This window comes from Plantactinospora sp. KLBMP9567 (assembly GCF_033446045.1).
Taxonomy (GTDB): Bacteria; Actinomycetota; Actinomycetes; order Mycobacteriales; family Micromonosporaceae; genus Plantactinospora.
This window is the reverse complement of sequence record NZ_JAWQRR010000015.1, coordinates 25,238-46,660: the sequence shown is the minus strand read 5'-3', so window position 1 is coordinate 46,660 and position 21,423 is coordinate 25,238. Positions and strand designations below refer to the sequence as shown.

The following is a 21,423-nucleotide window of genomic DNA, read 5'->3' as shown; positions in this document are numbered from 1 at the left end:
CTCATCGTCGGCACCCCTCAGACCTCGCTCGCCGCGCCGGACCGGCTGCGAGCGATGATCATCGAGGCGAGGAAGTTCACGATCAGGGTCATCACGAACAGGGCCAGCCCGGCCGCGAAGAGAGCCGAGATGCCGGCCTCGGTGGAGTCGCCGTAGCGAAGAGCGATCAACGCCGCGACCGAGCTGGCCCCGTTCTCCAGGATGCGTGGCTGGATCTGGAAGACCGGAGAAATAATCATGACGATGGCGATCGTCTCGCCGAGCGCGCGGCCCAGCCCGAGCATGGTGCCGCCGATCATGCCGCCGCGCCCGAACGGGAGTACGACGGCCCGGATCATTCCCCACTTCGTCGCACCGAGCGCGTACGCGCCCTCCCGTTCCCCGGCCGGCGCCTGGGCGAAGACCTCCCGCATGATCGAGCAGACGATAGGCGTGATCATCATGCCCACCACCAGCCCGGCGACAAATGTCGACGAGGTGTAGACCGTCATCGTCGAGAGTGGATCGCGCGGGTCGGAGTCCTTGACGTCGAAGATCGGGATCCAGCCGAAATAGGTGGCGATCCAGTTGCTCAATCCGAGCACGTTGTCCTGGAGCAGGAAGAATCCCCAGAGCCCGTACACGACACTCGGTACGGCTGCCATCAGGTCGACCAGGCTGATCAGGGTCTGCCTGATCCGCCTCGGCGCGTACTCGGAGATATAGAGCGCCGCACCTGTGGCCAGCGGCACCGCGACCACGATCGCCACCAGGGCGATCAACACGGTACCCGTCAGCACGGCGGCGATCCCGAAACGCCCGGCGCCCGCGTCGGGGTCCCACTCCTGGGTGGTCAGGAACGACCAGCCGGCGACCCCGAGCGCGTCCTGCGCCCGATACAGCAGGAAGCCGCCGACGAGCAGCATGACGCAGAGCACGACGACGCCGCCACCGCGAGCCAGACCACGGAACAGCAGGTCGCCGCCGCCGCGCCGCTCCCGCACCCGGCGGGGCAGGTCCGGAGCCCCCTCCGGAGAGCCCGGGATCGTGGTCCGGGGGACCTCTACCGTGGCCATCGCTGGGCCCTCGTCCCGGTGCCGGTCCGCCGGCCGACATCGGTCGCCGGTGACCGCCGCGGGTCGCCCCGGCCGTCGTCCACCCGGGGCGGGACGGCGCGCGGCGCAGCGGGTCCGGCCGGCTGGCCACCCTGGGGCGCCACGCGACGCCCCTTGCGCACCAGACGGGTGCCCTCCACGATTTCGGCCAGCGGGATCGCGGCGAGAAATCGTTCCAGGTTGTAGTTGCATTCCCTGGCCCGCAGGTAGGACCGGCTGGAAATGGCGACCGTCTCGCCGTCCAGGTCCAGCCGCCAGGCCCACTGGCCGGTGAACTCGTCGGTCAGGGCCAGCGCACTGGCCCGATGATGCTGCTCGCGCAACCGCTTGACGGCCGCCCAACATTCCACGTACGTCCGGTAGCCCACCTCGCCCCGACCGAGCTTTCGGTTGTTGGGCGAGACGAGCATCCAGATGACCTCCTCGGCAGCCTCGTCCACCCGGGTACCCGACCCTGCGGACATGGCCAGGAAAACGAAGCTCGGCTGGTGCACCGGATCCTCCCGTGGGGCTTGACACGCCCATTTGAATGGTCCCGATCGGGCAACCACCGCGATCATGTTGTGCATGACCCATGACGCACTGCGGAGCCGAATGCTCACGCCAGACGTGCACAGGGTAAACATCAGTTCACTCGAAGTCGCGAAATAGGACGTATTCTGCATTGGCTCGATAACGCCAGTAGCCGACTTGCCGCTCATTCCGCTGCTTTGACCGGCCGAGGAATTCCGGCTCACGGGACCACCGCCCGGCGGCGGGCCAGGAACCGTAACCCGATCCCGAGCGCCGACAGGAACGCGCCGCCCGCGAACAACGACACCAGCGACCAACCGGTACGCGGGAGGTTTCCGCCGGATCCGCCGGGCGGGGTGCGAGTTCCCGTCGGGCCGGGGCTCGCCGTGGGGCTCGGAGCGACCGTGGGGCTCGGACTGCCGGAGGGCACGACCTCGACCCTGACGTCCAGTCCCGCACCGCCCGGGCCGGGGCTCGGTGCCGCGGTCGCGTACCCCGGCAGGCCGATCACGGCCGCACCCAGCAGTACGATCAGTCCCACCCGCCAACGGCGTCGCCGCGGCATCCGGTGCCCTCGCCCGGCCCGGTCGTACTCGCCAATATCGATTGTCACAGGGTGTGAACGTTAGGCATACCCAGTGGCGACCGGCGCACGCCGACACGCACGCCGGACATGGGGCGGGTTAAGAACAGGCAGCCGGGCGGCGCCAACTACGGTTCACCGGCCGCCGCCGATCCCGGTACTCAGGCCGCGGCGGGCCGCGTCTCCGGCTCGTCCACGGCACAGCGGAAGCCGAGATGACCGCTTGCGCTGTCCGGCGTGTTGTGGGTACGCGCGGCAACCCGGTACCGGTTGCAGTAGGAGACGTGGCACAGGTAGGAGCCGCCCCGCATCACCCGGCTGTTTCCCGTGGACGGTCCCCGAGGATCGATCCGCGTGGCGTCCGAGGGCTCCACGTGCCAGTCGGCGTCGAACCGGTCCGCACACCACTCCCAGACGTTGCCCGACATGTTGTAGAGGCCGAACCCGTTCGGCCGGTAGGCATCCACCGGCGCCGTCCCGAGGTATCCGTCCTCGCCGGTGTTCCTGGTCGGGAATCGACCCTGCCACGTGTTGCACCGGTGCTGCCCGCGCGGGGTGAACTCGTCCCCCCAGGGGAACCGCTTGCGGACCAGGCCACCACGGGCGGCCTTCTCCCATTCCGCCTCCGTCGGCAGCCGCTTGCCGGCCCAGCCGGCGTACGCGGTCGCGTCGGCCCAGGAAACGTGCACCACCGGGTGGTTGCTGCGTCCGCCCACGTGCGAACCCGGACCTTCCGGGTGCCGCCAGTCCGCCCCCTGCACGCCCAGCCACCATGGCGCGTCCGGAACCCGGGCATCCATCACCGCACCTCGCGCCCGCTCCCCCACGAACTGGTGGAACACGAACGACCAGCCGAATCGTTCGGCCTCCGTCACGTACCCGGTGGCCTTCACGAACGCGGCGAAGGCTGCGTTGCTCACTGCCTTCGAGTCGATACGGAAGGCCGATACGTGTACCTCCCGCACCGGTCCTTCCCCGTCCGCAGGAATTGCATCCTGGTCGTCGCCGCCCATCCAGAACGAACCGGCCGGGATCGCTATCATGCTCTTCGCCACCCGGACGGAGTCCCGTTGCGGGATGTCGAAGTCGAACGTCGCCATCGTCGGATGCCCTGGATCTCTGCCCGGTCCGCAGCACGAACTCAAGGTCACGCCTCCCCTCTCCACCGCACGCCGTGGTTTCTCCCACCGTGCCACAGGTGGAAGCCCGCTCCCTGCTCAGCGGGGTGCTGGTGCGCTACCCGCCGTGCGGGTCTGGTCGCGGGGTACGACACCGACCCGCTGTGCCCGGTGCTGGTACTCGGTAGCCAGTTCAGCGACAGGGCCGGGACGACGCTGAGCGAGATCGGTCGACTCGGAGCGGTCGGCGGCGACATCGTACAGGCCCCATGGTCCGGGGTGCTCGCGGACCAGCCTCCACCGCCCCCGGCGTACCTCGGCATTGCCGAGGTGTTCCCAGCACAGGGTCACCTCCGGTAGCCGCTCGCCGCGCAGGGCGGGCAACATGCTGCGCCGCTCGGGCGGCAGCACCCCTTCCCGCCGTACTCGCGCGGTCGGGTCCCCAGACCGTACTGCTCAGGATGCCAGCTGCCGACGTCCCGGTGCCGTACCCGGCGTCGCGGAGCGCGCCCACGAGCGGCACCGGACGGCGCCGGACATGACCTCTTGACGGAGCAGAAATCTCTCCGTAACGTCGGCGACGATCTTCTTCATACGTATTAAAGAGGTTCTCGACATGACGACGCCACGTCGGCGAGCTACCCAAGTCGACATCGCCCGTCGCCTCGGCGTGTCCCAGGCGACGGTGTCCCTGGTGATCAGCGGTGGGCCGGCGAGCGCGAACGTCGCCGAGCAGACCCGGCGGGCCGTGCTGGAGGCCGCGGCCGAGCTCGGCTACGCGGTGAACCCCGTGGCAAGAAGCCTCAAGGGTGGCCGCAACCGGTTGCTCGGCGTGTTCACCTTCGAGCCGGTCTTCCCCGTAGACCAACGGGACTTCTACTTCCCGTTCCTGCTCGGCGTCGAGGGGGCCACCGCCGAGTACGGCTACGACCTCCTGCTGTTCAGCTCAGCGACCGCCGGCGGTGATCGCCGCATCTACGCCGGCGGGGTCAACCGGCTCAAGTTGGCCGACGGCTGCGTTCTGCTCGGACGTCGTCTCCACCACGACGATCTGACAGCGCTTCTGCGCGAGGACTTCCCGTTCGTCTTCATCGGTCGGCGCGAGGTGCCCGGCCAACAGCTGTCCTATGTGGCGGCCGACTACGTCGGTGCGACACGCGCAGCGGTGCAGTCCCTGGTCCGCCTCGGACACCGCCGGTTCGCGTACCTGAAGGCGACCGACGACAAGGAATGGTTGCGGGATCGCGAGGCGGGTTTCTGGGCAGGGCTCGCCGCTGCCGGGATCCCGGGTGACGACGTCGTGATCCATCCGCCGGACGAGGAACCCGCCGACATCACCCGTGCCCGGTTCGAAGATTGGCTTGCCGCGGGCATCACGGCGGTCCTGGTAGAGCACAGCGAAGAGGACAGCGCAATCCTCGCCGTGGAGCGGGCGGCCGCCGAAGCAGGCGCGAGCATTCCGCAGGACTGCTCGGTTTTCCTTCTCGGTGACCCGCCGTTGGTCCACGCGACCGCCCGCGACTGGACCCGGTTCAGCATCCCTCGGGAACAGATGGGCCGCGAAGCCGTACGCCTGCTGCTCGAACTGCTCGACACCGAGCTCGGACAGCACCGGCAGATCTACCTGGACTGTATCCAGGTCCCGGGCGATTCGGTGTCGGCACCGCCCTCGACGGGAGTGACGAGATGATCGAACGCGATACGGCACCGGCGTGGTTGACCAGACGACAGGCGATCGCCGCCGGGTTGGGTGCGGCTACCGCCGTCCTGGCCGCGACGCCGTCGGCGGCCCGCGAGAGCCTCCGGCGCACCGATGCAGGAATCCTGGATCCGACGACGCTGTGGTCCCGTGGCGAGAACGGATGGGTCGACTTCCGGGTGCACGCCGTGGACGTGACGCCGAAGGGCACAGTGCTGGCCTTCAGCGAGGCGCGCTTCGGTTCCAGCGCCGACGATGGTCCGAAGGACCTGGTGCTGCGGCGCAGCACCGACGGCGGTCGGACCTGGGGTCCGACGCGGTACCTCGAACACCATGACGGCGGCGCCTGGGCCAATCCCACACCCGTGGTCGACCGGCGCACCGGACGCATCACGCTCTTCTACGCGCTCAACGAAAAGGGCGAGTCCTCGAGGGTCTTTCGGCGCACCTCGACCGACGACGCCCGCACCTGGAGCAAGCCGGTCGAGGTGACGGACCTGTTCGCCGCGAACGGGCGCGGATGGACGTTCCACCTACCCGGGCCGGGCCGCGGCATTCAGCTCGCCAGCGGTCGGCTGCTGGTCGAGGTGTGGCATCGGCGGACGCTGAGCCTGCCTGCCGCCGAACGCGACTACGGCGCGAGCGTCATCTACAGCGACGACGGCGGCCGGAGCTGGGCCGGTGGCGGCGTCGTGCCGGACCCTGCGGGGCTCGGCCTGGACGAGGCGCGGATCGCGCAGCTCGCCACGGGCGAGGTGGTGGTGCACTCCCGGCTGGCCGGCGGGGTGAGCAACACCAGCCGTGCCGTGGCCCGTAGCCGCGACGGCGGTCGTACCTTCACCGAGGCCGTCATCGAGACGAACATCGCCCCGCATGCGGGGATCGCGGCCGGCCTCGCCGCCCGGGTCGACCGGCGCGGCGTCGAGCGCATCGTCTACACCAGTCCCGTGGCCGGCACCGCACGGGAGACCTTGTACGCGCGGATCAGCTACGACGGCGCCGAGTCGTGGTCGTGGGGCCGGGTCGTCGACGGTGCGCGGGCCGGCTATTCCGACCTTGTATGGCTGAGCGACAGCGAACTCCTCGTCCTCTACAGCAGGCTGGGGCCGACCGGAGTCGAGACGCAGGACGTCGTGGCCGCCCGGTTCGACCTGGCCTGGCTCACCGAGGACCGCGACGGCGCCCACCACCGGCCGACGGAGCCGCACAGGCTCTACCAGGTGGAGGGACTGCGCGTCGAAACGTCGATCCCGCGGGCGCCGATGGTCCTCGACGCGGCCGCGGCCGGCTCCGCGGTGGCCCACATCCCGGCGGCGGCCCACGGTGACGGGTACGCCGTGACGATCGTGCCGGCCGTGACAGGTCCCCGCCGTCTGCGATGCCGCTTCCGCACACCGCAGGAAGCGGGCGGCGGCGACGTCGCCGTCACGGTGGACGGTCGCCGCAGGGGCGGCGTCGTCACCACCTCATCCGGCAACCCCTTCCTGGACGCCGACCTGGGACTGATCACCGTCCGCGCGAAACGGCCGGTGCGCGTCGAGTTCGCCGCGGCCGGTGCAGGTCCCGACGGCACGTACACGTTCCAGGTCGATTCGATCCGGCTCGACCCGCCCGGCAGGACGTAGCAGAACTTCACACCCCCATCCGGCACATTCGCTATCGCCACGGAGGCATGGTGCAAAAGGTCATTCACTATGAGCGCGGCCTGGAGAAGTTCAAGCCGTTGCGCAACATCGTCACCTACGACGACTTCGACAAGGGCTTCAACGGGTGGCTGGACCTGACGCCCAACTTTGTCAACGACGACTACCGGCATTACCCCTCCGAAGTGGACCTGGCGAGTTGGGCACCGTCGATGATCAGCGCGGCGCCGATGCGGTTCGCCGCCACGCACGGGTCGATGGAGGGCACGTACTCGCTGAAACTGAACACCAGGCCGGTCGCCAACCGGTACGAGGAGAAGCCGGCCAACGGCAGCATGGGTGTCGCGTTGAAGCGGCTGTCGAACTTCGACCCGACGATGCGGTACATCCAGATCGAGGCGTGGTACGCGTACACGCCGCAGCAGGACCGGCTCGGTTTCGGCGAGGAGGACATCCGCGCGTTCGGGTTCTACTTTGACCTGCAGGACGCGCAGTACCGCTGGATGCCGGGAGTACGGTACGTGAACTCGGTCAACGGCACGCTCACCAAGAAGTGGCAGTACTGGCGGGTGGCCGACGGGGTGACGAAGAAGGACTGGTGCTACGGCCGCGAGGACGGCTGGCAGCGGCCCGGGATCGACAACCTCTGGTACGGCCGCCGCTACCCCGACGGCTCGGCCGACGCCTTCCAGTGGGTGCCCGACGGGGAGCAGGACCTGCTGTACAACGAGAGCCCAGACAAGCTCAACTGGCTCTATTTCCGGCTGCTCGTCGACTACCAGCGGCGCGAGTACGTCGAGATGCAGAGCATGGACCGCACGTTCGACCTGCGTGGACTGTCACCGACGCTGACCGAGCCGTACAAGAACATCACCAACCTGATCAACCCGATCTTCTTCGTCGAGACCGACACGGACCGATCCGTGAATCTCTTCCTCGATTCCGTCGTGTACTCCACGGACTGACCGCTGCCGGCCAACCGTCGTTCCACTGGGAAAGGTCCTTCGTGCTCACATTCGCTACTTCCGTAATCGAACGTCGTCTCACGATCACCGCCGCCCACACCACCCACTCCTACGAAGCGGGTTGGGCCGGCGAGGCGGTCTTCTTCGTCCAGGTCGAAGGCGACCACCCGGATCTGTCCGTCCAGGCACAGATCTCGCCGGACGGACTGCACTGGGTGGACCGGGGCAACCCTCGGGTGATCGCGGCGGGCGAAAAGATTGCCGCAATCGAACTGACGAACTTCGGTGGGTGGCTGCGGCTGGCGTTCAGCGGCGCCACGCAGCAGCAGCCGGCAACCGTCCTGGTCCACCTCGCCCTGAAGGGATGACCCGCAGGCGGCCACGCTTTCGGGCCTGATAGTGAAAAGAAGGAGGAGAGATACTGATGTTTCCCCGGCTGGTCCGGCGACTCGGCCTCATGGTCTTCACCGTCTGGGGGACTCTGAGCCTCACCTTCGTTATCCTGCGGCTCGCCCCTGGCAACCAGGCCACCGTCCAGTTGGGGCCTGAGGCCACCGCGGCAGAAGTAGACGCACTACGTGAAGAGCTCGGACTCAACCGGCCGATTTTCGCGCAGTACCTCAGCTACCTGCGCGAAGCCGTCACCGGCGACTTCGGAGAGTCGTACCGCTTCCACGAGTCTGCTATGACAGTCATCCTCGACCGCCTCCCGGCCACCATCCTGCTCACGGCGACGGCGACGCTGCTGGCTCTGGTGCTCGGACCGCTGCTGGGCATCCTCGCCGGCCGCGCGCCGGGCCGGCTCGCCGACCGGGCGATCTCCGCCGTCACCCTGGTGATGCAGGCGCTTCCGTCGTTCTGGTCGGGCATCATGCTGATCCTGCTGATGGCGCTGACCCTGCGGCTGCTACCCAGTGCGGGGTCCGGGGACTTCCGGCATCTGGTGCTGCCGGCGATCACCCTCGCCATCCCGTTCACCGCCCTGGTGGCCCGGATCACCCGCAGCAGCCTCGCGGAGGTCACCAGCGAGCCGTACATCCTGACCGCCCGGTCGAAAGGTCTGTCCGAGCGGACGGTGCTGGCCCGCCACGCTGTACGCAACTCGGTGATCCCGGTGGTGAGCATCGTGGCGCTGCACATCGGCACCCTGATGGGCGGCGCGGTGATCGTCGAGCAGGTGTTCGCCTGGCAGGGTGTCGGCTCGTTGCTGGTCAGCTCCGTCGGCAACCGCGACTACGCCATCGTGCAGGGGGCGACCGTCCTCATCGCGATCGTCGTCGTGGCGATGAACCTGCTCGCCGACGTCCTCAACGCCCGGCTGGATCCCCGTATCCGGGCGGGGGTGGCGTCGTGACCGAGCTAGCCCGCGCAACCGGACGAAGGACGGGAGGCGGCGGATGACCGCGCTGGAGCTGGCACAAAGCCCGGTCGCACCGGTCCCGGTGACCGCCGCCCGGACCAGGGTGGGCCGGGCGGTGCAGGCCGTCCCGATGGTGGTCTTCGGGCTGTACGTGCTGGTCGGCGCCGTAGGCCCGCTGATCATCGACTACTCCCCCGTACGCGGCGACCTCGACGACCGGCTGCTCAGCCCCGGCTCGGTCACCAGCGACGGCAGCACGGCGATCTTCGGCACCGACGCCCTCGGCCGGGACCTGCTCGGCCAGGTGGTGTACGGCGCCCGCACGTCGATCGTGATCGGGCTGCTCGTGGTCGCCTTCAGCGGACTTGTCGGCGTCGCCCTCGGCACGTTCGCCGGGTACCGGCGAGGGATCACCGACGTGGCGGTGTCCCGCGTCATCGACGTGCTGGTCGCGTTCCCGGGCATCCTGCTGGCCATCGTCATCGCCGGCGTCTTCGACCGCAGCCTCGTGATCGTCGTCATCGCGCTCACCGTCACCAACTGGGTCAGCTTCGCCCGCCTGTCGCGGTCCATGGCGATGAGCCTGCGCGAGCGGGACTGGGTCAGGTCGGCGACCGTGATGGGGGTGCCCCGGCGGACCATCGTGACCCGGCACATCGTGCCCTTCCTCGCCGGGCCCGCGCTCGCGCTGGCGACGACCGAGTTCGCCGGCGCCATTCTCGCCGAGGCGAGCCTGAGCTTCCTCGGACTGGGTCTGCCGCCGTCGTCCGTTTCCTGGGGACAGACGATCGCCTCCGGCAAGGAGTACCTCGCCAGCGCCTGGTGGATATCCACCATCCCCGGCATCGCCCTCGCCCTGCTCGTCATCAGCGTGGGATTCACCGGAGACCTGTTCACCCGCCACGTCGGCCGCCGGCAATGACGACACCCGACCCCACCGCACACACCCCCATCCCCGCAGCACAGCCGAACTCAGCACAGTAAGGAGCACGACGATGAGGTCTATCCGGCTCGCCGCCGTCGCGACAACGGCGGTCCTTACCCTGGCAACAACCGCCGCATGCGGCGCAGACGACAACTCCGGCGGCGGCAGCGGCGGCCAGCTCGTCGTGGCCGGCCAGTTCCCAATCGAGTCGATCGACCCGAACGGCAAGCTCGCCATCGACGGCGGCACCGGTCTCGCCTCGTTGCAGCTGTACGCCCCGCTGCTGGCGACGGTCGGACCCGGCGAGTTCCAGGGCGTCGCGGCCGAGAAATGGGAGTCGAACGACACCGCGACACAGTTCACCTTCACGTTGAAGGACGGGATTACGTTCTCCGACGGCTCCGCGCTGACCGGCAAGGACGTCGCGACGTCGTTCACCCGCACCGTGGAGGCGAAGAGCCCGTTCTCGGCGAACTTCGTCAACGTCGCTGTCGAGTCGACCGATGACACGGTGACGTTCAAGCCCGCCGAGCCCGACCCGGCGCTGCTGGCGAAGCTGACCGGACTGAGGATCACCCCGGCGAGCGCCACCGAGGACAGCTACACGGGTACGCCGGTGACGTCGGGTCCGTTCAAGGTCAAGTCGTTCACCCCCGGCGGGGACCTGGTGATTGTCCCCAACGAGAAGTTCTGGGGAGACAAGCCGAAGGTGGACCAGGTGACCATCCGGTCCATCCCCGAGGTGGCAGCCAGGGTCACCGCCCTGCAGACCGGCGAAGCGGACATCATCTGGGGCATCCCCGATGACCAGGTGACCCAGCTACGCAGCAACTCCGACATCAAGTTCACGACCGCCGACGGAAGCGGGGTCATGACGATGTGGATGAATGCCTCGACCCCGGCGCTGAACAAGGCCGAGGTCCGGCGGGCCCTGTGGCAGGCGGTGAACTTCGACAAGATCATCAAGGCGCTGTACCCGGAAAGTGGCCAACCCGCCAACTCGGTGCTGGCGCCGACGGTGTTCGGCTACGCGCCGCAGAAGCCGGTCGGCTACGACCCACAGGCGGCGAAGCAGGCGCTCGTCGACGCCGGGTTCGACTTCAACACCACCCTGCGCTTCCACTTCTCCCAGACGCAGTTCAAGCAGTGGGTGGAGTCGGTCGTCTCCGACCTGGCCGCGATCGGGGTCAAGGTCGAGGCCTTGCAGAAGGAGCAGGCCGTCTACACCGAGGACCTGCTGAACCTGAACTGGGATATCAACATCCAGCAGGTCGGCACGCTCGGCCTGGACGCGTCGTACAACCTGGGCAGGCTCTACACCTGCGCGGCGAAGCGGACCGGGTACTGCAACCCGGATCTGGACGCACTGCTGAAGAAGGGCAACACCTCCACCGATCAGGAGACGCGCAAGCAGGCGTACGGCGACGCGACCGCGCTGATCTGGAACGAGGCAGTCGGCATGTACCCCATGTTCGTCAAGGTCGTCTTCGCCACCCGGTCCGGCATCTCCGGACTCGCACCCACCCTCGAAAGCCTGCCGCCGCTGAACACGGTCTCGGTTGATGATTGACCGGCCCCAGCCGACGAGTGCGACGGCAGTAATGTCCACCCAGCTGCCCGCGGCATCGCAGCCATCGGCCGCGGCGACGCTGCGGGTCAGGGACCTGTCGATCCGGCTGCCCGGCCCCCGCGGCGTGGCCACCGTGGTCGACGGCGTCTCGTTCGACATCGCGCAGGGTCGCACCACGGGTCTGATCGGCGAGTCCGGCAGCGGCAAATCGCTCACCGCGATGGCCCTCGTCCGCCTCACCCCGGACACCGCCGTGCTCCGCGGGCAGGTGCTGCTCGGCGAGGAGAACCTGCTTAGGGCCGGCCCCACCCGCATCCGGCAGGTCCGGGGCCGGGAGATCTCCGTGGTGTTCCAGGACCCGTCGACCGCGCTGAACCCGACGATGACAATCGGCGATCAGGTCAGCGAGATCCTGTGGGGACGGGGGCTGTCCCGACGCCAGGCCCGCCAGCGTGCCGTGGAACTGCTCGACCATGTCGGTATCCCCGATGCGGGCAACCGGGTCCGCGCCTACCCGCACGAGTTCTCCGGCGGGATGCGGCAACGTGCGATGATCGCGCTGGCGCTGGCCGGCGGGCCGAAGATCATCCTCGCCGACGAGCCGACGACCGCGCTGGACGTCACCGTGCAGGCTCGGATCCTGAACCTGCTCGCCCGGCTGCGCGACGAGGACCACCTGTCGATGCTGCTCGTCAGCCACGACCTGCGGGTGATGTCGCACGTCGCCGACGACCTCGTCGTGATGTACGCCGGCCGGGTCGCCGAGAGGGGGCCGGCGAAGGCCGTACTCCGCCGGCCACTGCACCCCTACACCGCCGCGCTGGTGCGCAGCGTCCCGTCCGTACACAAGCCGACCGCGATCGCCGACCCGCTGCCGGGGAGCCCGGCGAACCCGTTCGACCGACCCGCCGGCTGCCCGTTCCACCCGCGCTGCCCTCGCGCCGAGGACCGTTGCCGGGCCGAGGTGCCGGCACTGCGCCAGGTGGTACCGGGACGGCTCAGCGCCTGCCACTTCGCGGAGGAGTCGCCGTGACCACCGCCACCGGACTGCAGATCACGGATCTGACCGTGACATACCCCGGGCCACGCAGCGGTGGGCTCGGCCGACGGACGACGATCACGGCGGTACGCGACGTGGCCCTCGACGTCGCACCGCAGGAGACGGTCGCCCTGGTGGGCGAATCCGGCTCCGGGAAGTCGACGATCGCCCAGGCCATCGTGGGACTCGTCAAACCGGCCTCGGGCAGCATCCACTACGACGGGAAGTCCCTGCTGGGCCGGCGATCCGGCGACCGCGGCATGCGGCGCACCATCGCCATGATCTTTCAGGATCCCCGGTCCTCGCTGAATCCCCGGCTGTCTGCCGAGGCCTCCATCGCCGAAGCCTGGCAGGCACACCCGGACGCGGCCCCGGACGGTGTGCGCCGCAACCCCCGCCGCCGCCGCGACGCCGTGGTCGACCTGCTCGCCCAGGTCGGGCTGGACCCCGACGTCGCCGGCAAACGCCCGACCGCACTGTCCGGCGGCCAGTGCCAACGCGTCAGCATCGCCCGGGCACTCGCCCTCAACCCGCGGCTGCTCGTCTGCGACGAGGCCGTATCCGCCCTCGACGTCTCCGTCCAGGCTCAGGTGCTGCAACTACTGGTGAAGGTACGCCAAGCGCGGTCGCTGTCGATGCTGTTCATCACCCACGACCTCGGTGTGGTGCGCCAGGTCGCCGACCGCGTCCTCGTCATGCGCCGCGGCGAGCTTGTCGAAAACGCCGAAGCGCAGACGCTGTTCACCGCACCACGACACGACTACACCCGAGAACTCCTCGCGGCCGCCGTCGACCTCGACGCGGCCAACTGAGGCTCCCCGGTACCACCCACCAGTCCCATCCATACCAACCCACCGAATGGAGCAGGACGCAGTGACCGATCGAATCAACCGCCGGATGATGATCCGGTCCGCCGCCGCGGCAGGTGCCGCCGGCCTCGGCGGGCTCGCCCTCACCGGGCCGGCACACGCCGAAACCCCACCACCGAGCCTGGTCGACGCCGACGGATCCCCGGTGCTCACCCCGCAGCAGTTCGGCGCGGTCGGCGACGGCGAGGCCGACGACACCGCCGCCATCCAGGCCGCCATCAACGCCGCCCGCACCCAACGGAACAAGATCGTCGTGCTACCGCCGGGGCTCTACAAGGTCACGTCGACGATCGTCGTCGGCGACCACGAATACGACACCCCGGGCGCCCACCTCAACCGGTTCGTGCTGCGCGGCTACGGCATGTTCGGCGAGGAGTCGTCAAAGATCACCTTTCACCACGACGGCGTCGGCATCCGGTGGGAGGCGTCGCTGGGCGGCATCCACGGCGTCGCGTTCGACGCCCCGGTGAAGACGGCCAACAACGTCGGGATCCACGTCGCGCGCCGGGCGAACACCGACGACACCGACGTCATCATCGTCGAATGCTCGTTCCTGCGCTTCCACACCGCCATCCAAAGCGTCGGGCGGGGTTTCCTGTTCACCAAGAACAAGGTCGCCGTCTGCACGAACGGCATCAGCATCTCCTGGCCCACCGAAGGGATCCAGGGCAGTGGCGTGCACGTGCTGCCCTACGGTACGCGAAAGTGGATCATCACCGACAACCACTTCCACTCTAACTTCGACGCCATCATCTTCAACGGCCCCCCGGACGGCGACTTCCGCGGCGCCATCATCAGCAACAACCTGCTCGACATCGGTCGGCGGCTGTTCAAGGGCAGTCTCACCAACTCCACCATCACCGGCAACGTGATCGAGAACGGCACCGGCAACGCTGTCATCCAGATCGACTCCGGCGGCCACAACCTCACCATCACCGGCAATATCATCGGCGGGTTCGACACTGACCCCGGCGCCTGGGAGCCGCCCCGCTACGCGATCCACTTCACCAGCGGGGTATCCGCGAAAAACGTCACCATCTCGGCGAACTCGTTCAACTGGATCCGCGCCTCCGCCATCCGGTTCGACCAGTCCGTGGACAAGGTCAGCATCACCGACAACTCATTCGACCACTTCAACCTCGTCAAGGCGGCCGGCCACGGCGCCGTCCACCTCGGCGCGGACGCCACCAGACTCGCCGCCCTCGGCAACGTCCTGTCGGCCAACCCCAACGGGCAACCCGGGGTCAACGTCGTCGGCACCCTGCGCGAGTCCAACGTCGTCGGCAACACGTTCGAGCAGGACGCACTCGTCGCCGCCGGGACGATCAGCCCCGATTCCTACGTGGAGACCGAACCGGGCAGGTTCAGCAAGCTCCAGGTGGCCGCCGCGAAAGCCGCCGCCGTACGCGTCCTCAGCACCGCCACCGGCGGCATCACAGCCGGCGACAGCTACGGCGGCTACCTCGTCGAAGGCGCACTGGCCGGCGGCTCCGGGCCGGGCGTCAAGGGCGGCGTCGAGGTGGTCGCGGTCAACGCATCCGGATCCGCGGCCACCAACCTGCTGTGCTCCACCACCAACACCAACGAGGTCGTCGCTTTCCAGGCCAGCGTCGCCGGGCTGATCCCCCCGACCGACAACGCCCGCGACATCGGCAGCCCCGACGCGCAGATCCGCACCGTCTACGCCCATGCCACCCGCCTGCACCCGTACACCGTCAAGACCCTGCCGCCCGCCGGCAGCAACAGCGGCGCAATCATCCACGTCAGCGACGGCCACGGCGGCAAGCCCTGCCTCGCCATGTCCGACGGCACGTCGTGGCAGCGCGTGCCGCTCGGCAACGCCATCAAGTAGGAAACGCAGTGGACGGCACGACATCGGCCGCATGGTGCCGCATGGCGGCGATCGACCAGGGGTAAACCGGTCCTTCGCCAATGGCTAGGGGATCGGCGACATCACCGGGCTGCGCAGCCGGATCTACCGATTGTCGCCGCTCGGCATCGACGCCATCCGGATCACGCCCTGGTTCGACTCGCCGCCGCGCGACGCAGGCCACGACGTGGCCGACTGTCGTGCCGTCCACCTCCGCTACGGATCCACCGAGGAAGCTCGCGAGCTCGTCGAGGAATGCCACCCGGCAGGCATCCTCGGCATCCTCCACATCGTCGCGAACCTCCTGCGACCACCTGTGCTCCCGGGCGGCCCCGCACTCGTCCCCCGCATCGGCCGCGATCGCTGACGGATCGATGTGGCGGGGGCTAGCCGCGGGGTATGACGCCGACCCGCTGCGCCCAGCGCTCGTATTCGGTGGCCAGCTCGACGACGAGGCCGGGGTGTCGCTGGGCGAGATCGTTAACCTCAGAGCGATCGGCGTCCATGTCGTACAGTTCCCACGGCTGGGAGTGCTCGCGGACGAGCTTCCACCGCCCCCGGCGTACCGCGGCGTTGCCGAGGTGTTCCCAGAACAAGTCGGAATCCGGTCCCGATTCTCCCCGCAGCGCGGGCAACATGCTGCGCCCCTCGGGCGGCAGCACCTCCCGCCCCCGGTACTCGCGCGGATAGTCGACGCCGGTAGCCCCGGACAAGGTGGGTAACACATCGGTGAGCTGGAACGGCGTCCGGACCATCCGACCGCCGACCAGGCCGCCCGCAGGCCAGTGCGCGAGAAAAGGGGTGGCGATACCGCCCTCGTGTACCCACCGCTTGTACAGCCGGAAGGGGGTGTTGGACAAGTTTGCCCACGCGACGCCGTAGCTGGCGTAGGTGTCCTCCGGGCCGGGGTCGATGCCCGGATCGTTGCCGACCCGCAACTGCGCGCCGTCCCGGGTGGCGGCCGGGATCGTCGCCCGCCTGCTGCGGAACTCCTCGGGGTCACCGAGCGGCAACTCCTCGGCGCAGCCGCCATTGTCGGACAGGAATACCACCACGGTGTCGTCAAGGACGCCGGAGCACGCCAGTTGGTCCAGGATCCGCCCGATGCCCCGGTCCATCCGCTCGACCTGGGCGGCGTACACCTGCATGCGGCGTGCCTCCCACGCCTTGTGCGGCACCGCTGACCACGGCGGCTGTGTCGGGTCCCGCTCGGACAGAGGCGACTCCGCGCCGACCAAGCCTTCGGCACGCAGCCGCTCCAGCCGGCGGCCGCGCAACTCGTCCCAGCCCGCCTCGTAGACACCGTCGTACCCGGCGATGTCCTCCGCCGGGGCGTGCAGCGGCCAGTGCGGCGCGGTGTAGGCGACGTAGGCGAAGAACGGACGGTCGGCGGCGGCCTGCCGGCCGACGAACTCCACCGCGTGATCGGTGATCGCGTCGGTGTAGAAGAACCGCGGATCGCGGGCCTCGGCGCTCGCATCCGCCTCGCCCCGGCGCAGCGTCCCCGGGTCGTAGTAACTGCCGCAGCCGCTGAGCGTGCCGAAGAAGTCGTCGAATCCCCGCCGGGTCGGCCACGAGTCGGACGGCTCCCACACCGACCCGCTCAGGTGCCACTTACCCGACAGGCTCGTGGCGTAGCCGGCGTCCCGGAGCAGTTCGGCGACGGTGACGCAGCGGTCGTTGAGGCTACCCGGGTACCCGCCGGGCCGGTTGGGGCTGGCCAGGACACCGATGCCCGTCTGGTGCGGGTGCAGCCCGGTCAGCAGGGACGCGCGCGACGGACTGCACCGCGCCGTGTTGTAGAACTGCGACAGCCGCACCCCGGCCCGCCCCAGCCGGTCAATGTTCGGCGTGCGGATCTCGCCGCCGTAGCACCCGATGTCCGAGTACCCGAGGTCGTCGGCGACGATCAACACGATGTTCGGCCGCTTCATGGTTCATCCTCTACGAGTCGCCCGGGCGAGGGCTGGTCCGGTGAGCTATCCCCTCGGCCGCAGCCATGCGGCCGTGTCCGGCCCGATCGGGTCGGGCGTCACGTCGATGGTGTCGCTGCGCAGGAGGGGAACCGCGCCCGCTGGCACCGGCACCTCAGTGGCGCCGAAATTGACAATGCACTCGAGGGCCGGCCCGCGCCGGAAGCGCAGAACCGAATCGGATCGGACCACCCACTCAAGCTCCGGTGCGGGATCCAGGCTCCGGCGGATCCGCAGCGCCCGCGCCACAAGGTGGTACGTGGAGGTCGGGTCGTCGAGCTGGCTCTGCACCGAGTGTGTCTCCCAGCCGTGGGGCTGCGGGAGCCACGGGTCCGCGGAACCGAACCCGGCACCCTTCGGGTCCAGCGTCCACGGAAGCGGAACCCGGCAGCCGTCGCGTCCTCGGCGCCGCCCGCCGGAGCGGGTCCAGATCGGATCCTGGATGCGGTCGACGGGGATGTCCATGTGGTCGGGCAGGCCGAGTTCCTCGCCCTGGTAGAGGTAGGCCACGCCGGGCAGGGCGAGCATCAGCAGAATCGCGGCCCTGGCCCGGCGCCGGCCCAGCTCAATGTCGACCGGTCCGAGCTCGTGGCCGGATCTGCCCGGCTGCTTCCGGGTGTCCGCACGCCCGTAGCGGGTCACCGTCCGTTCCACGTCGTGATTGGACAGCACCCAGGTCGGCGGTGCCCCGACCCGGGACATCGCGTGCAGGGTCGACTCGATGACCGAGGACAACTCGCCGGCGTCCCAGGCGGACTGCAGAAACGGGAAGTTGAAGGTGGTGTGGAGCTGGCCCGGCGCCACATAACGGGCCAGCCGCTCAGAATCGGCGACCCATGCCTCCGCGACAAAGATCCTTGGTGGGTCGTACTCGCCGGCGAGCCGTCGCCAGTCACGGTAGATCGCATGTACCCCGTCGCGGTCCCGGTGCGGATGGTCCGGCACGTTCGTGAGGACGAGCAGATCCTCCTCCCGGTAGCCCAGGTCGGGATAGCCAGGGTGCTTCACCAGTCCGGTGGCGACGTCGATACGGAACCCGTCGACACCGCGGTCGAACCAGAACCGCAGGATGTCCAGGAACTCCCGGTGTACCTCGGGATGTGACCAGTTCAGGTCGGCCTGACTGGGGTCGAACAGGTGCAGGTACCACTGTCCGGGCTCTCCGTCCACCTCCGTCACCCGCTGCCAGGCGCTGCCGCCGAAGGTGCTACGCCAGTCGTTGGGCGGCAGCTCACCGCCGGATCCGCGCCCGTCCACGAAGTGGTACCTGGCGCGCTCCGGTGAGCCGGGTGGGGCGACGAGCGCGGCCTGAAACCAGGGATGGTCGGTAGAGGTGTGGTTCGGCACGACATCCAGGATGACCCTCAAGCCGTGCTGGTGTGCCTCCCCGATGAGCAGCTCGGCCTCCCGCAGGTCACCGTAGGTCGGGTCGATGGCGCGGTAGTCGCGTACGTCGTAGCCGCCGTCGTTGTTGGGGGAGGCGTACCAGGGGGTGATCCAGATGGCGTCGACACCGAGCTGCGCGAGGTAGCCGAGCCGGCTGCGGATCCCGGCGATGTCGCCGATGCCGTCGCCGTCGCTGTCCGCGAACGACCGGATGTATATCTGGTAGATGGCGGCGGTGCGCCACCACTGCGCGTCAGCCATCCGAGGTACCGATCAACTCATGCTCCACCGTGGATAGAAACCGCCGCAGGTCGGCGGTCTCGTCGTCGTCGAGGACCCGCAGCGGCGGGGCCAGGTCCGCCGGGCACAGGCCACGCAGCGCCAGCGCCGCCTTGACCACCGGAACACCCGGCCGGACGTGGTGTATCTTCATCACCCGCACGATCCGCTCCTGGGCACGAGCGGCGCGCACGTCGTCGTCGCCACGATGGGCGGCGACCAGCTCGACGGCGACGCGGGGCGCGATGTTCGCGATGCCGGGCGTGATTCCGTCCGCGCCAGCGGCCAACGCGTCGTACAGGTACTGCTCGGCGCCCTGGCTCACCCCGAAGTCCGGCCGACGGCGGGATACCTCCAGCCATTCGGCGAGGACGGCGGCATCGCCGGAGCTGTCCTTGACGCCGACGACGTGCGGCATCTCGGCCAACGCCCGGATCGAACCGGCCGCCAGTGGAGAGGCGTACCTCGGTGTGTTGTAGGCGATGACGGGAAGGGACGCCGCGCGGGCCGCGTGGTAATGCGCGGCGATGTCGCGCTCGCTGTGCTGGAAGTAGAACGGTGGGCTGAGTACCAGCGCATCGGATCCGGCCGCGGCGGCGGCCTCTGCCCGCAGCAGCGACTCGCGGGTCCCGGCGGCGGAGACGTTCACGACGACAGTTCCCCCTGGCACCCGCCGCTTCCACTGCCCGACGGCGTCGGCCAGGAACTGGCCGATGGACTGCGTGTCGAACAGCGGCCCCTCGCCGTTGGTGCCCAACAGCATGATCTTCTCTACGCCGACGGCGGCCAGCGCGTCGAAGTACCCACAGCCGGCGGCGAAATCCGGACCGCCGTGCCCGCCGATCGGAGTGACGGCCGGGACGACCACGCCGCTGAGCAGGTCCTTGCCAGACAGCGCCATCAGTAACCCCGAACCTCTGGCCAGGCGAGCTCGACGCCGTCGGCGACCAACGTGCTCTGGAACATCCGCAGGTGCTGCTCCTTGCGGCGGACGTCGTGCGGCTCCACCGCCTCGCGGTGGCAGTACGCCACCAGCGAGCCTGCTGCCTCGCCGATGTTCCACTCCACCGGGTGCAGCCGGTAGCAGCCGTTGGTGATGTGTGTGGTGCCGATGTTCTTCCCGGCCGGTAGCAGGTTGCGTATCCGCACCGGCAGTAGGGCGCCGAGTGGGATCTGGAAGGGGCAGCTTGCGATGTCGATGTAGTTGTCTCCCCCGGTCGACGGGTGCAGGTCGATCCGGTACATACCGACCCCGACGGTGTCGTCGTACGCCACTGCGCCTGCGTCGCCCCGGACGGCGAGGGAGAGGTCCTGTTCGACGACGGTGTACTCGGCGCGGATCCGCCGGGACTCCCGGATGTACGGTGCCGCGGCGAAACCGTCGACGGTGTCCATCACGTCCGGCCGTAGCCGCAGCCCCGGCCATCCCTGGCCGCCATCCGGTCGTGGCGCCTCGGTCTGCAGCCAGTAGAGCATGCTGGCCGACAGTTCCCGGGCGCCGCGCAGATGGTGTTGCTTCTCCTCCTCGCCGACCCCGATCAGCGGGCCGTCCAGGTAGTCGATCATCGGCCAGTTCACCAGGGTCACGTCGCTGGTGACGAAGCCCGGCTCGTACAGCTCACGGGCGACCACCCGGCGGAACTCCCACAGCTCGCGGTCGCCGGGATCCTGGCTCTGGTCGGCGACCACCTGCCCGGAGCGCGCGTTCGGGGTGAAGGTGCGGGTCAGCGGCGCCAGCGTCCGGGGGTCGGGCGCGGTCAGCCCGATCTGCGGCCCCGGCCAGTACGCCGGGCGGTAGCCGCGCCAGTAGTCGTACCGGGCCGGGCGCTCGATCACGTGATCCTCGCCCTCCCGGTGCTCGACGGCGAAGACCCACGAGATCGCCTGCATGTTGTCCGGCTGTGCCACCTCGGGCCCGCTCGGCTCGCCGGTGTCGTGCCGGGACTCGAATCCCGTCACGTGCTCCACATCGGCCAGCGGCAACACGTCACCCAGCTCGGTGGCGTCCAGGTAGTACGGGCTGACGAGGTGTACCCGGCCGGCGTCGGCGCGTTCCACGGTGACGCCGGTGACCCGGTCACCGCGCAGTTCCACCCCGACCGGCCTGGTCCGGAGCAGGATGCGCAGCCGCCCGCTGCTCAGGTACGGGTCGACGAGGGACCGCAGCACAGCTCCGCTCACCCTCGGCTCGTGGCACAACGGGCCGACCCGACCCAGTCCCGGGTTGAGCCGGGGGTCGTTCCTCGCCGCGACGGTGAGGGGGTACCACCGACGGTAGTAGTCCCGGACGGCGGACCGGTATCTGCGGTACGAGGCGGTACAGCCGAACTGCTCGATCCATCTGTGCTCGTCCGGCGGCACTCCCTGGCTGGTGAACTGACCACCGATCCGGTCGGTCTCCTCCGTCAGCACCACCCGCAGCCCGCGCCGCAGCGCGGCGAGCGCCGCGGCGACGCCGCCCACGCCACCGCCGATGATGGCAAGATCGACGTCCGCAATTCGCGACTCCAATGTGCTCCGTTCCATCGTCTTGGGTG

The 21,423-nt window shown here is 69.2% G+C and carries 20 protein-coding genes; 11 read left to right on the top strand and 9 right to left on the bottom strand.

Features of this window, described 5'->3' with window-relative positions; translation table 11 throughout:
- Positions 1-17: 17 nt before the first annotated feature.
- From pstC to R6Y94_RS11410, 5 genes are all read right to left on the bottom strand, one after another.
- Positions 18-1,055 (bottom strand): phosphate ABC transporter permease subunit PstC, encoded by a 1,038-nt coding sequence (gene pstC / locus R6Y94_RS11430; RefSeq protein WP_318395800.1) that lies wholly within the window; start codon positions 1,053-1,055, stop codon positions 18-20.
- A complete protein-coding gene (locus R6Y94_RS11425) occupies positions 1,043-1,588 on the bottom strand; it encodes a hypothetical protein (protein ID WP_318395799.1) in 546 nt (181 codons plus the stop codon). The genes pstC and R6Y94_RS11425 overlap by 13 nt, the downstream gene beginning before the upstream one ends.
- A gap of 239 nt (positions 1,589-1,827) precedes the next feature.
- Entirely contained in the window at positions 1,828-2,148 is a 321-nt protein-coding gene (locus R6Y94_RS11420) for a hypothetical protein (RefSeq protein ID WP_318395798.1), read from the bottom strand.
- Between the two features lie 203 nt (positions 2,149-2,351).
- Entirely contained in the window at positions 2,352-3,290 is a 939-nt protein-coding gene (locus R6Y94_RS11415; protein ID WP_318395797.1) for a formylglycine-generating enzyme family protein, read from the bottom strand.
- Between the two features lie 117 nt (positions 3,291-3,407).
- The gene (locus R6Y94_RS11410; RefSeq protein WP_318395796.1) at positions 3,408-3,719 is read right to left on the bottom strand and encodes a hypothetical protein; all 312 of its coding nucleotides are present in this window, start codon (positions 3,717-3,719) and stop codon (positions 3,408-3,410) included.
- A 205-nt stretch (positions 3,720-3,924) separates the two neighbouring features.
- Here R6Y94_RS11410 and R6Y94_RS11405 point away from each other — a divergent pair, with 205 nt between their 5' ends.
- From R6Y94_RS11405 to R6Y94_RS45110, 11 genes are all read left to right on the top strand, one after another.
- The gene (locus R6Y94_RS11405; RefSeq protein WP_318395795.1) at positions 3,925-4,998 is read left to right on the top strand and encodes a LacI family DNA-binding transcriptional regulator; all 1,074 of its coding nucleotides are present in this window, start codon (positions 3,925-3,927) and stop codon (positions 4,996-4,998) included.
- Positions 4,995-6,632, top strand: coding sequence for a sialidase family protein (locus R6Y94_RS11400; protein ID WP_318395794.1), 1,638 nt, complete (start codon positions 4,995-4,997; stop codon positions 6,630-6,632). Before R6Y94_RS11405 ends, R6Y94_RS11400 begins: the two co-directional genes overlap by 4 nt.
- 50 nt (positions 6,633-6,682) lie before the next feature.
- Positions 6,683-7,615, top strand: coding sequence for a DUF6772 family protein (locus R6Y94_RS11395; RefSeq protein ID WP_318395793.1), 933 nt, complete (start codon positions 6,683-6,685; stop codon positions 7,613-7,615).
- Between the two features lie 41 nt (positions 7,616-7,656).
- Positions 7,657-7,983 (top strand): DUF6385 domain-containing protein, encoded by a 327-nt coding sequence (locus R6Y94_RS11390; protein ID WP_318395792.1) that lies wholly within the window; start codon positions 7,657-7,659, stop codon positions 7,981-7,983.
- A 56-nt stretch (positions 7,984-8,039) separates the two neighbouring features.
- Positions 8,040-8,969, top strand: coding sequence for an ABC transporter permease (locus R6Y94_RS11385; protein ID WP_318395791.1), 930 nt, complete (start codon positions 8,040-8,042; stop codon positions 8,967-8,969).
- A 43-nt stretch (positions 8,970-9,012) separates the two neighbouring features.
- Complete coding sequence (locus R6Y94_RS11380) at positions 9,013-9,897, top strand: ABC transporter permease (RefSeq protein ID WP_318395790.1); 885 nt, start codon at positions 9,013-9,015, stop codon at positions 9,895-9,897.
- Between the two features lie 73 nt (positions 9,898-9,970).
- Positions 9,971-11,470 (top strand): ABC transporter substrate-binding protein, encoded by a 1,500-nt coding sequence (locus R6Y94_RS11375; RefSeq protein WP_318395789.1) that lies wholly within the window; start codon positions 9,971-9,973, stop codon positions 11,468-11,470.
- Positions 11,471-11,501: 31 nt separating this feature from the next.
- A complete protein-coding gene (locus R6Y94_RS11370) occupies positions 11,502-12,503 on the top strand; it encodes an ABC transporter ATP-binding protein (RefSeq protein ID WP_318395788.1) in 1,002 nt (333 codons plus the stop codon).
- Complete coding sequence (locus R6Y94_RS11365; RefSeq protein ID WP_318395787.1) at positions 12,500-13,321, top strand: ATP-binding cassette domain-containing protein; 822 nt, start codon at positions 12,500-12,502, stop codon at positions 13,319-13,321. Before R6Y94_RS11370 ends, R6Y94_RS11365 begins: the two co-directional genes overlap by 4 nt.
- 61 nt (positions 13,322-13,382) lie before the next feature.
- The gene (locus R6Y94_RS11360; protein WP_318395786.1) at positions 13,383-15,230 is read left to right on the top strand and encodes a right-handed parallel beta-helix repeat-containing protein; all 1,848 of its coding nucleotides are present in this window, start codon (positions 13,383-13,385) and stop codon (positions 15,228-15,230) included.
- 130 nt (positions 15,231-15,360) lie between these two features.
- A complete protein-coding gene (locus R6Y94_RS45110) occupies positions 15,361-15,615 on the top strand; it encodes an alpha-amylase family glycosyl hydrolase (RefSeq protein ID WP_412102737.1) in 255 nt (84 codons plus the stop codon).
- A 19-nt stretch (positions 15,616-15,634) separates the two neighbouring features.
- On the opposite strand, the gene R6Y94_RS11350 is transcribed toward R6Y94_RS45110, so the two are convergent.
- Genes R6Y94_RS11350 through R6Y94_RS11335 form a run of 4 tightly spaced genes read right to left on the bottom strand, consistent with a single transcriptional unit; the run spans position 15,635 to position 21,412 of the window.
- Complete coding sequence (locus tag R6Y94_RS11350) at positions 15,635-17,182, bottom strand: arylsulfatase (RefSeq protein ID WP_318395784.1); 1,548 nt, start codon at positions 17,180-17,182, stop codon at positions 15,635-15,637.
- A 45-nt stretch (positions 17,183-17,227) separates the two neighbouring features.
- Positions 17,228-18,868, bottom strand: a complete 1,641-nt coding sequence (locus tag R6Y94_RS11345; RefSeq protein ID WP_318395783.1) for a glycoside hydrolase family 13 protein — start codon at positions 18,866-18,868, stop codon at positions 17,228-17,230.
- Complete coding sequence (locus R6Y94_RS11340; RefSeq protein WP_318395782.1) at positions 18,861-19,787, bottom strand: dihydrodipicolinate synthase family protein; 927 nt, start codon at positions 19,785-19,787, stop codon at positions 18,861-18,863. Before R6Y94_RS11340 ends, R6Y94_RS11345 begins: the two co-directional genes overlap by 8 nt.
- Positions 19,787-21,412, bottom strand: a complete 1,626-nt coding sequence (locus R6Y94_RS11335) for an FAD-dependent oxidoreductase (RefSeq protein WP_318395781.1) — start codon at positions 21,410-21,412, stop codon at positions 19,787-19,789. The genes R6Y94_RS11340 and R6Y94_RS11335 overlap by 1 nt, the downstream gene beginning before the upstream one ends.
- Positions 21,413-21,423 lie beyond the last annotated feature (11 nt).

Coding starts and splice junctions, on each gene's coding strand:
- pstC (WP_318395800.1), bottom strand. CDS start 1,055: ATGGCCACGGTAGAGGTCCCCCGGACCACGATCCCGGGCTCTCCGGAG.
- R6Y94_RS11415 (WP_318395797.1), bottom strand. CDS start 3,290: ATGGCGACGTTCGACTTCGACATCCCGCAACGGGACTCCGTCCGGGTG.
- R6Y94_RS11405 (WP_318395795.1), top strand. CDS start 3,925: ATGACGACGCCACGTCGGCGAGCTACCCAAGTCGACATCGCCCGTCGC.
- R6Y94_RS11400 (WP_318395794.1), top strand. CDS start 4,995: ATGATCGAACGCGATACGGCACCGGCGTGGTTGACCAGACGACAGGCG.
- R6Y94_RS11385 (WP_318395791.1), top strand. CDS start 8,040: ATGTTTCCCCGGCTGGTCCGGCGACTCGGCCTCATGGTCTTCACCGTC.
- R6Y94_RS11380 (WP_318395790.1), top strand. CDS start 9,013: ATGACCGCGCTGGAGCTGGCACAAAGCCCGGTCGCACCGGTCCCGGTG.
- R6Y94_RS11375 (WP_318395789.1), top strand. CDS start 9,971: ATGAGGTCTATCCGGCTCGCCGCCGTCGCGACAACGGCGGTCCTTACC.
- R6Y94_RS11370 (WP_318395788.1), top strand. CDS start 11,502: ATGTCCACCCAGCTGCCCGCGGCATCGCAGCCATCGGCCGCGGCGACG.
- R6Y94_RS11350 (WP_318395784.1), bottom strand. CDS start 17,182: ATGAAGCGGCCGAACATCGTGTTGATCGTCGCCGACGACCTCGGGTAC.
- R6Y94_RS11345 (WP_318395783.1), bottom strand. CDS start 18,868: ATGGCTGACGCGCAGTGGTGGCGCACCGCCGCCATCTACCAGATATAC.
- R6Y94_RS11340 (WP_318395782.1), bottom strand. CDS start 19,787: ATGGCGCTGTCTGGCAAGGACCTGCTCAGCGGCGTGGTCGTCCCGGCC.
- R6Y94_RS11335 (WP_318395781.1), bottom strand. CDS start 21,412: ATGGAACGGAGCACATTGGAGTCGCGAATTGCGGACGTCGATCTTGCC.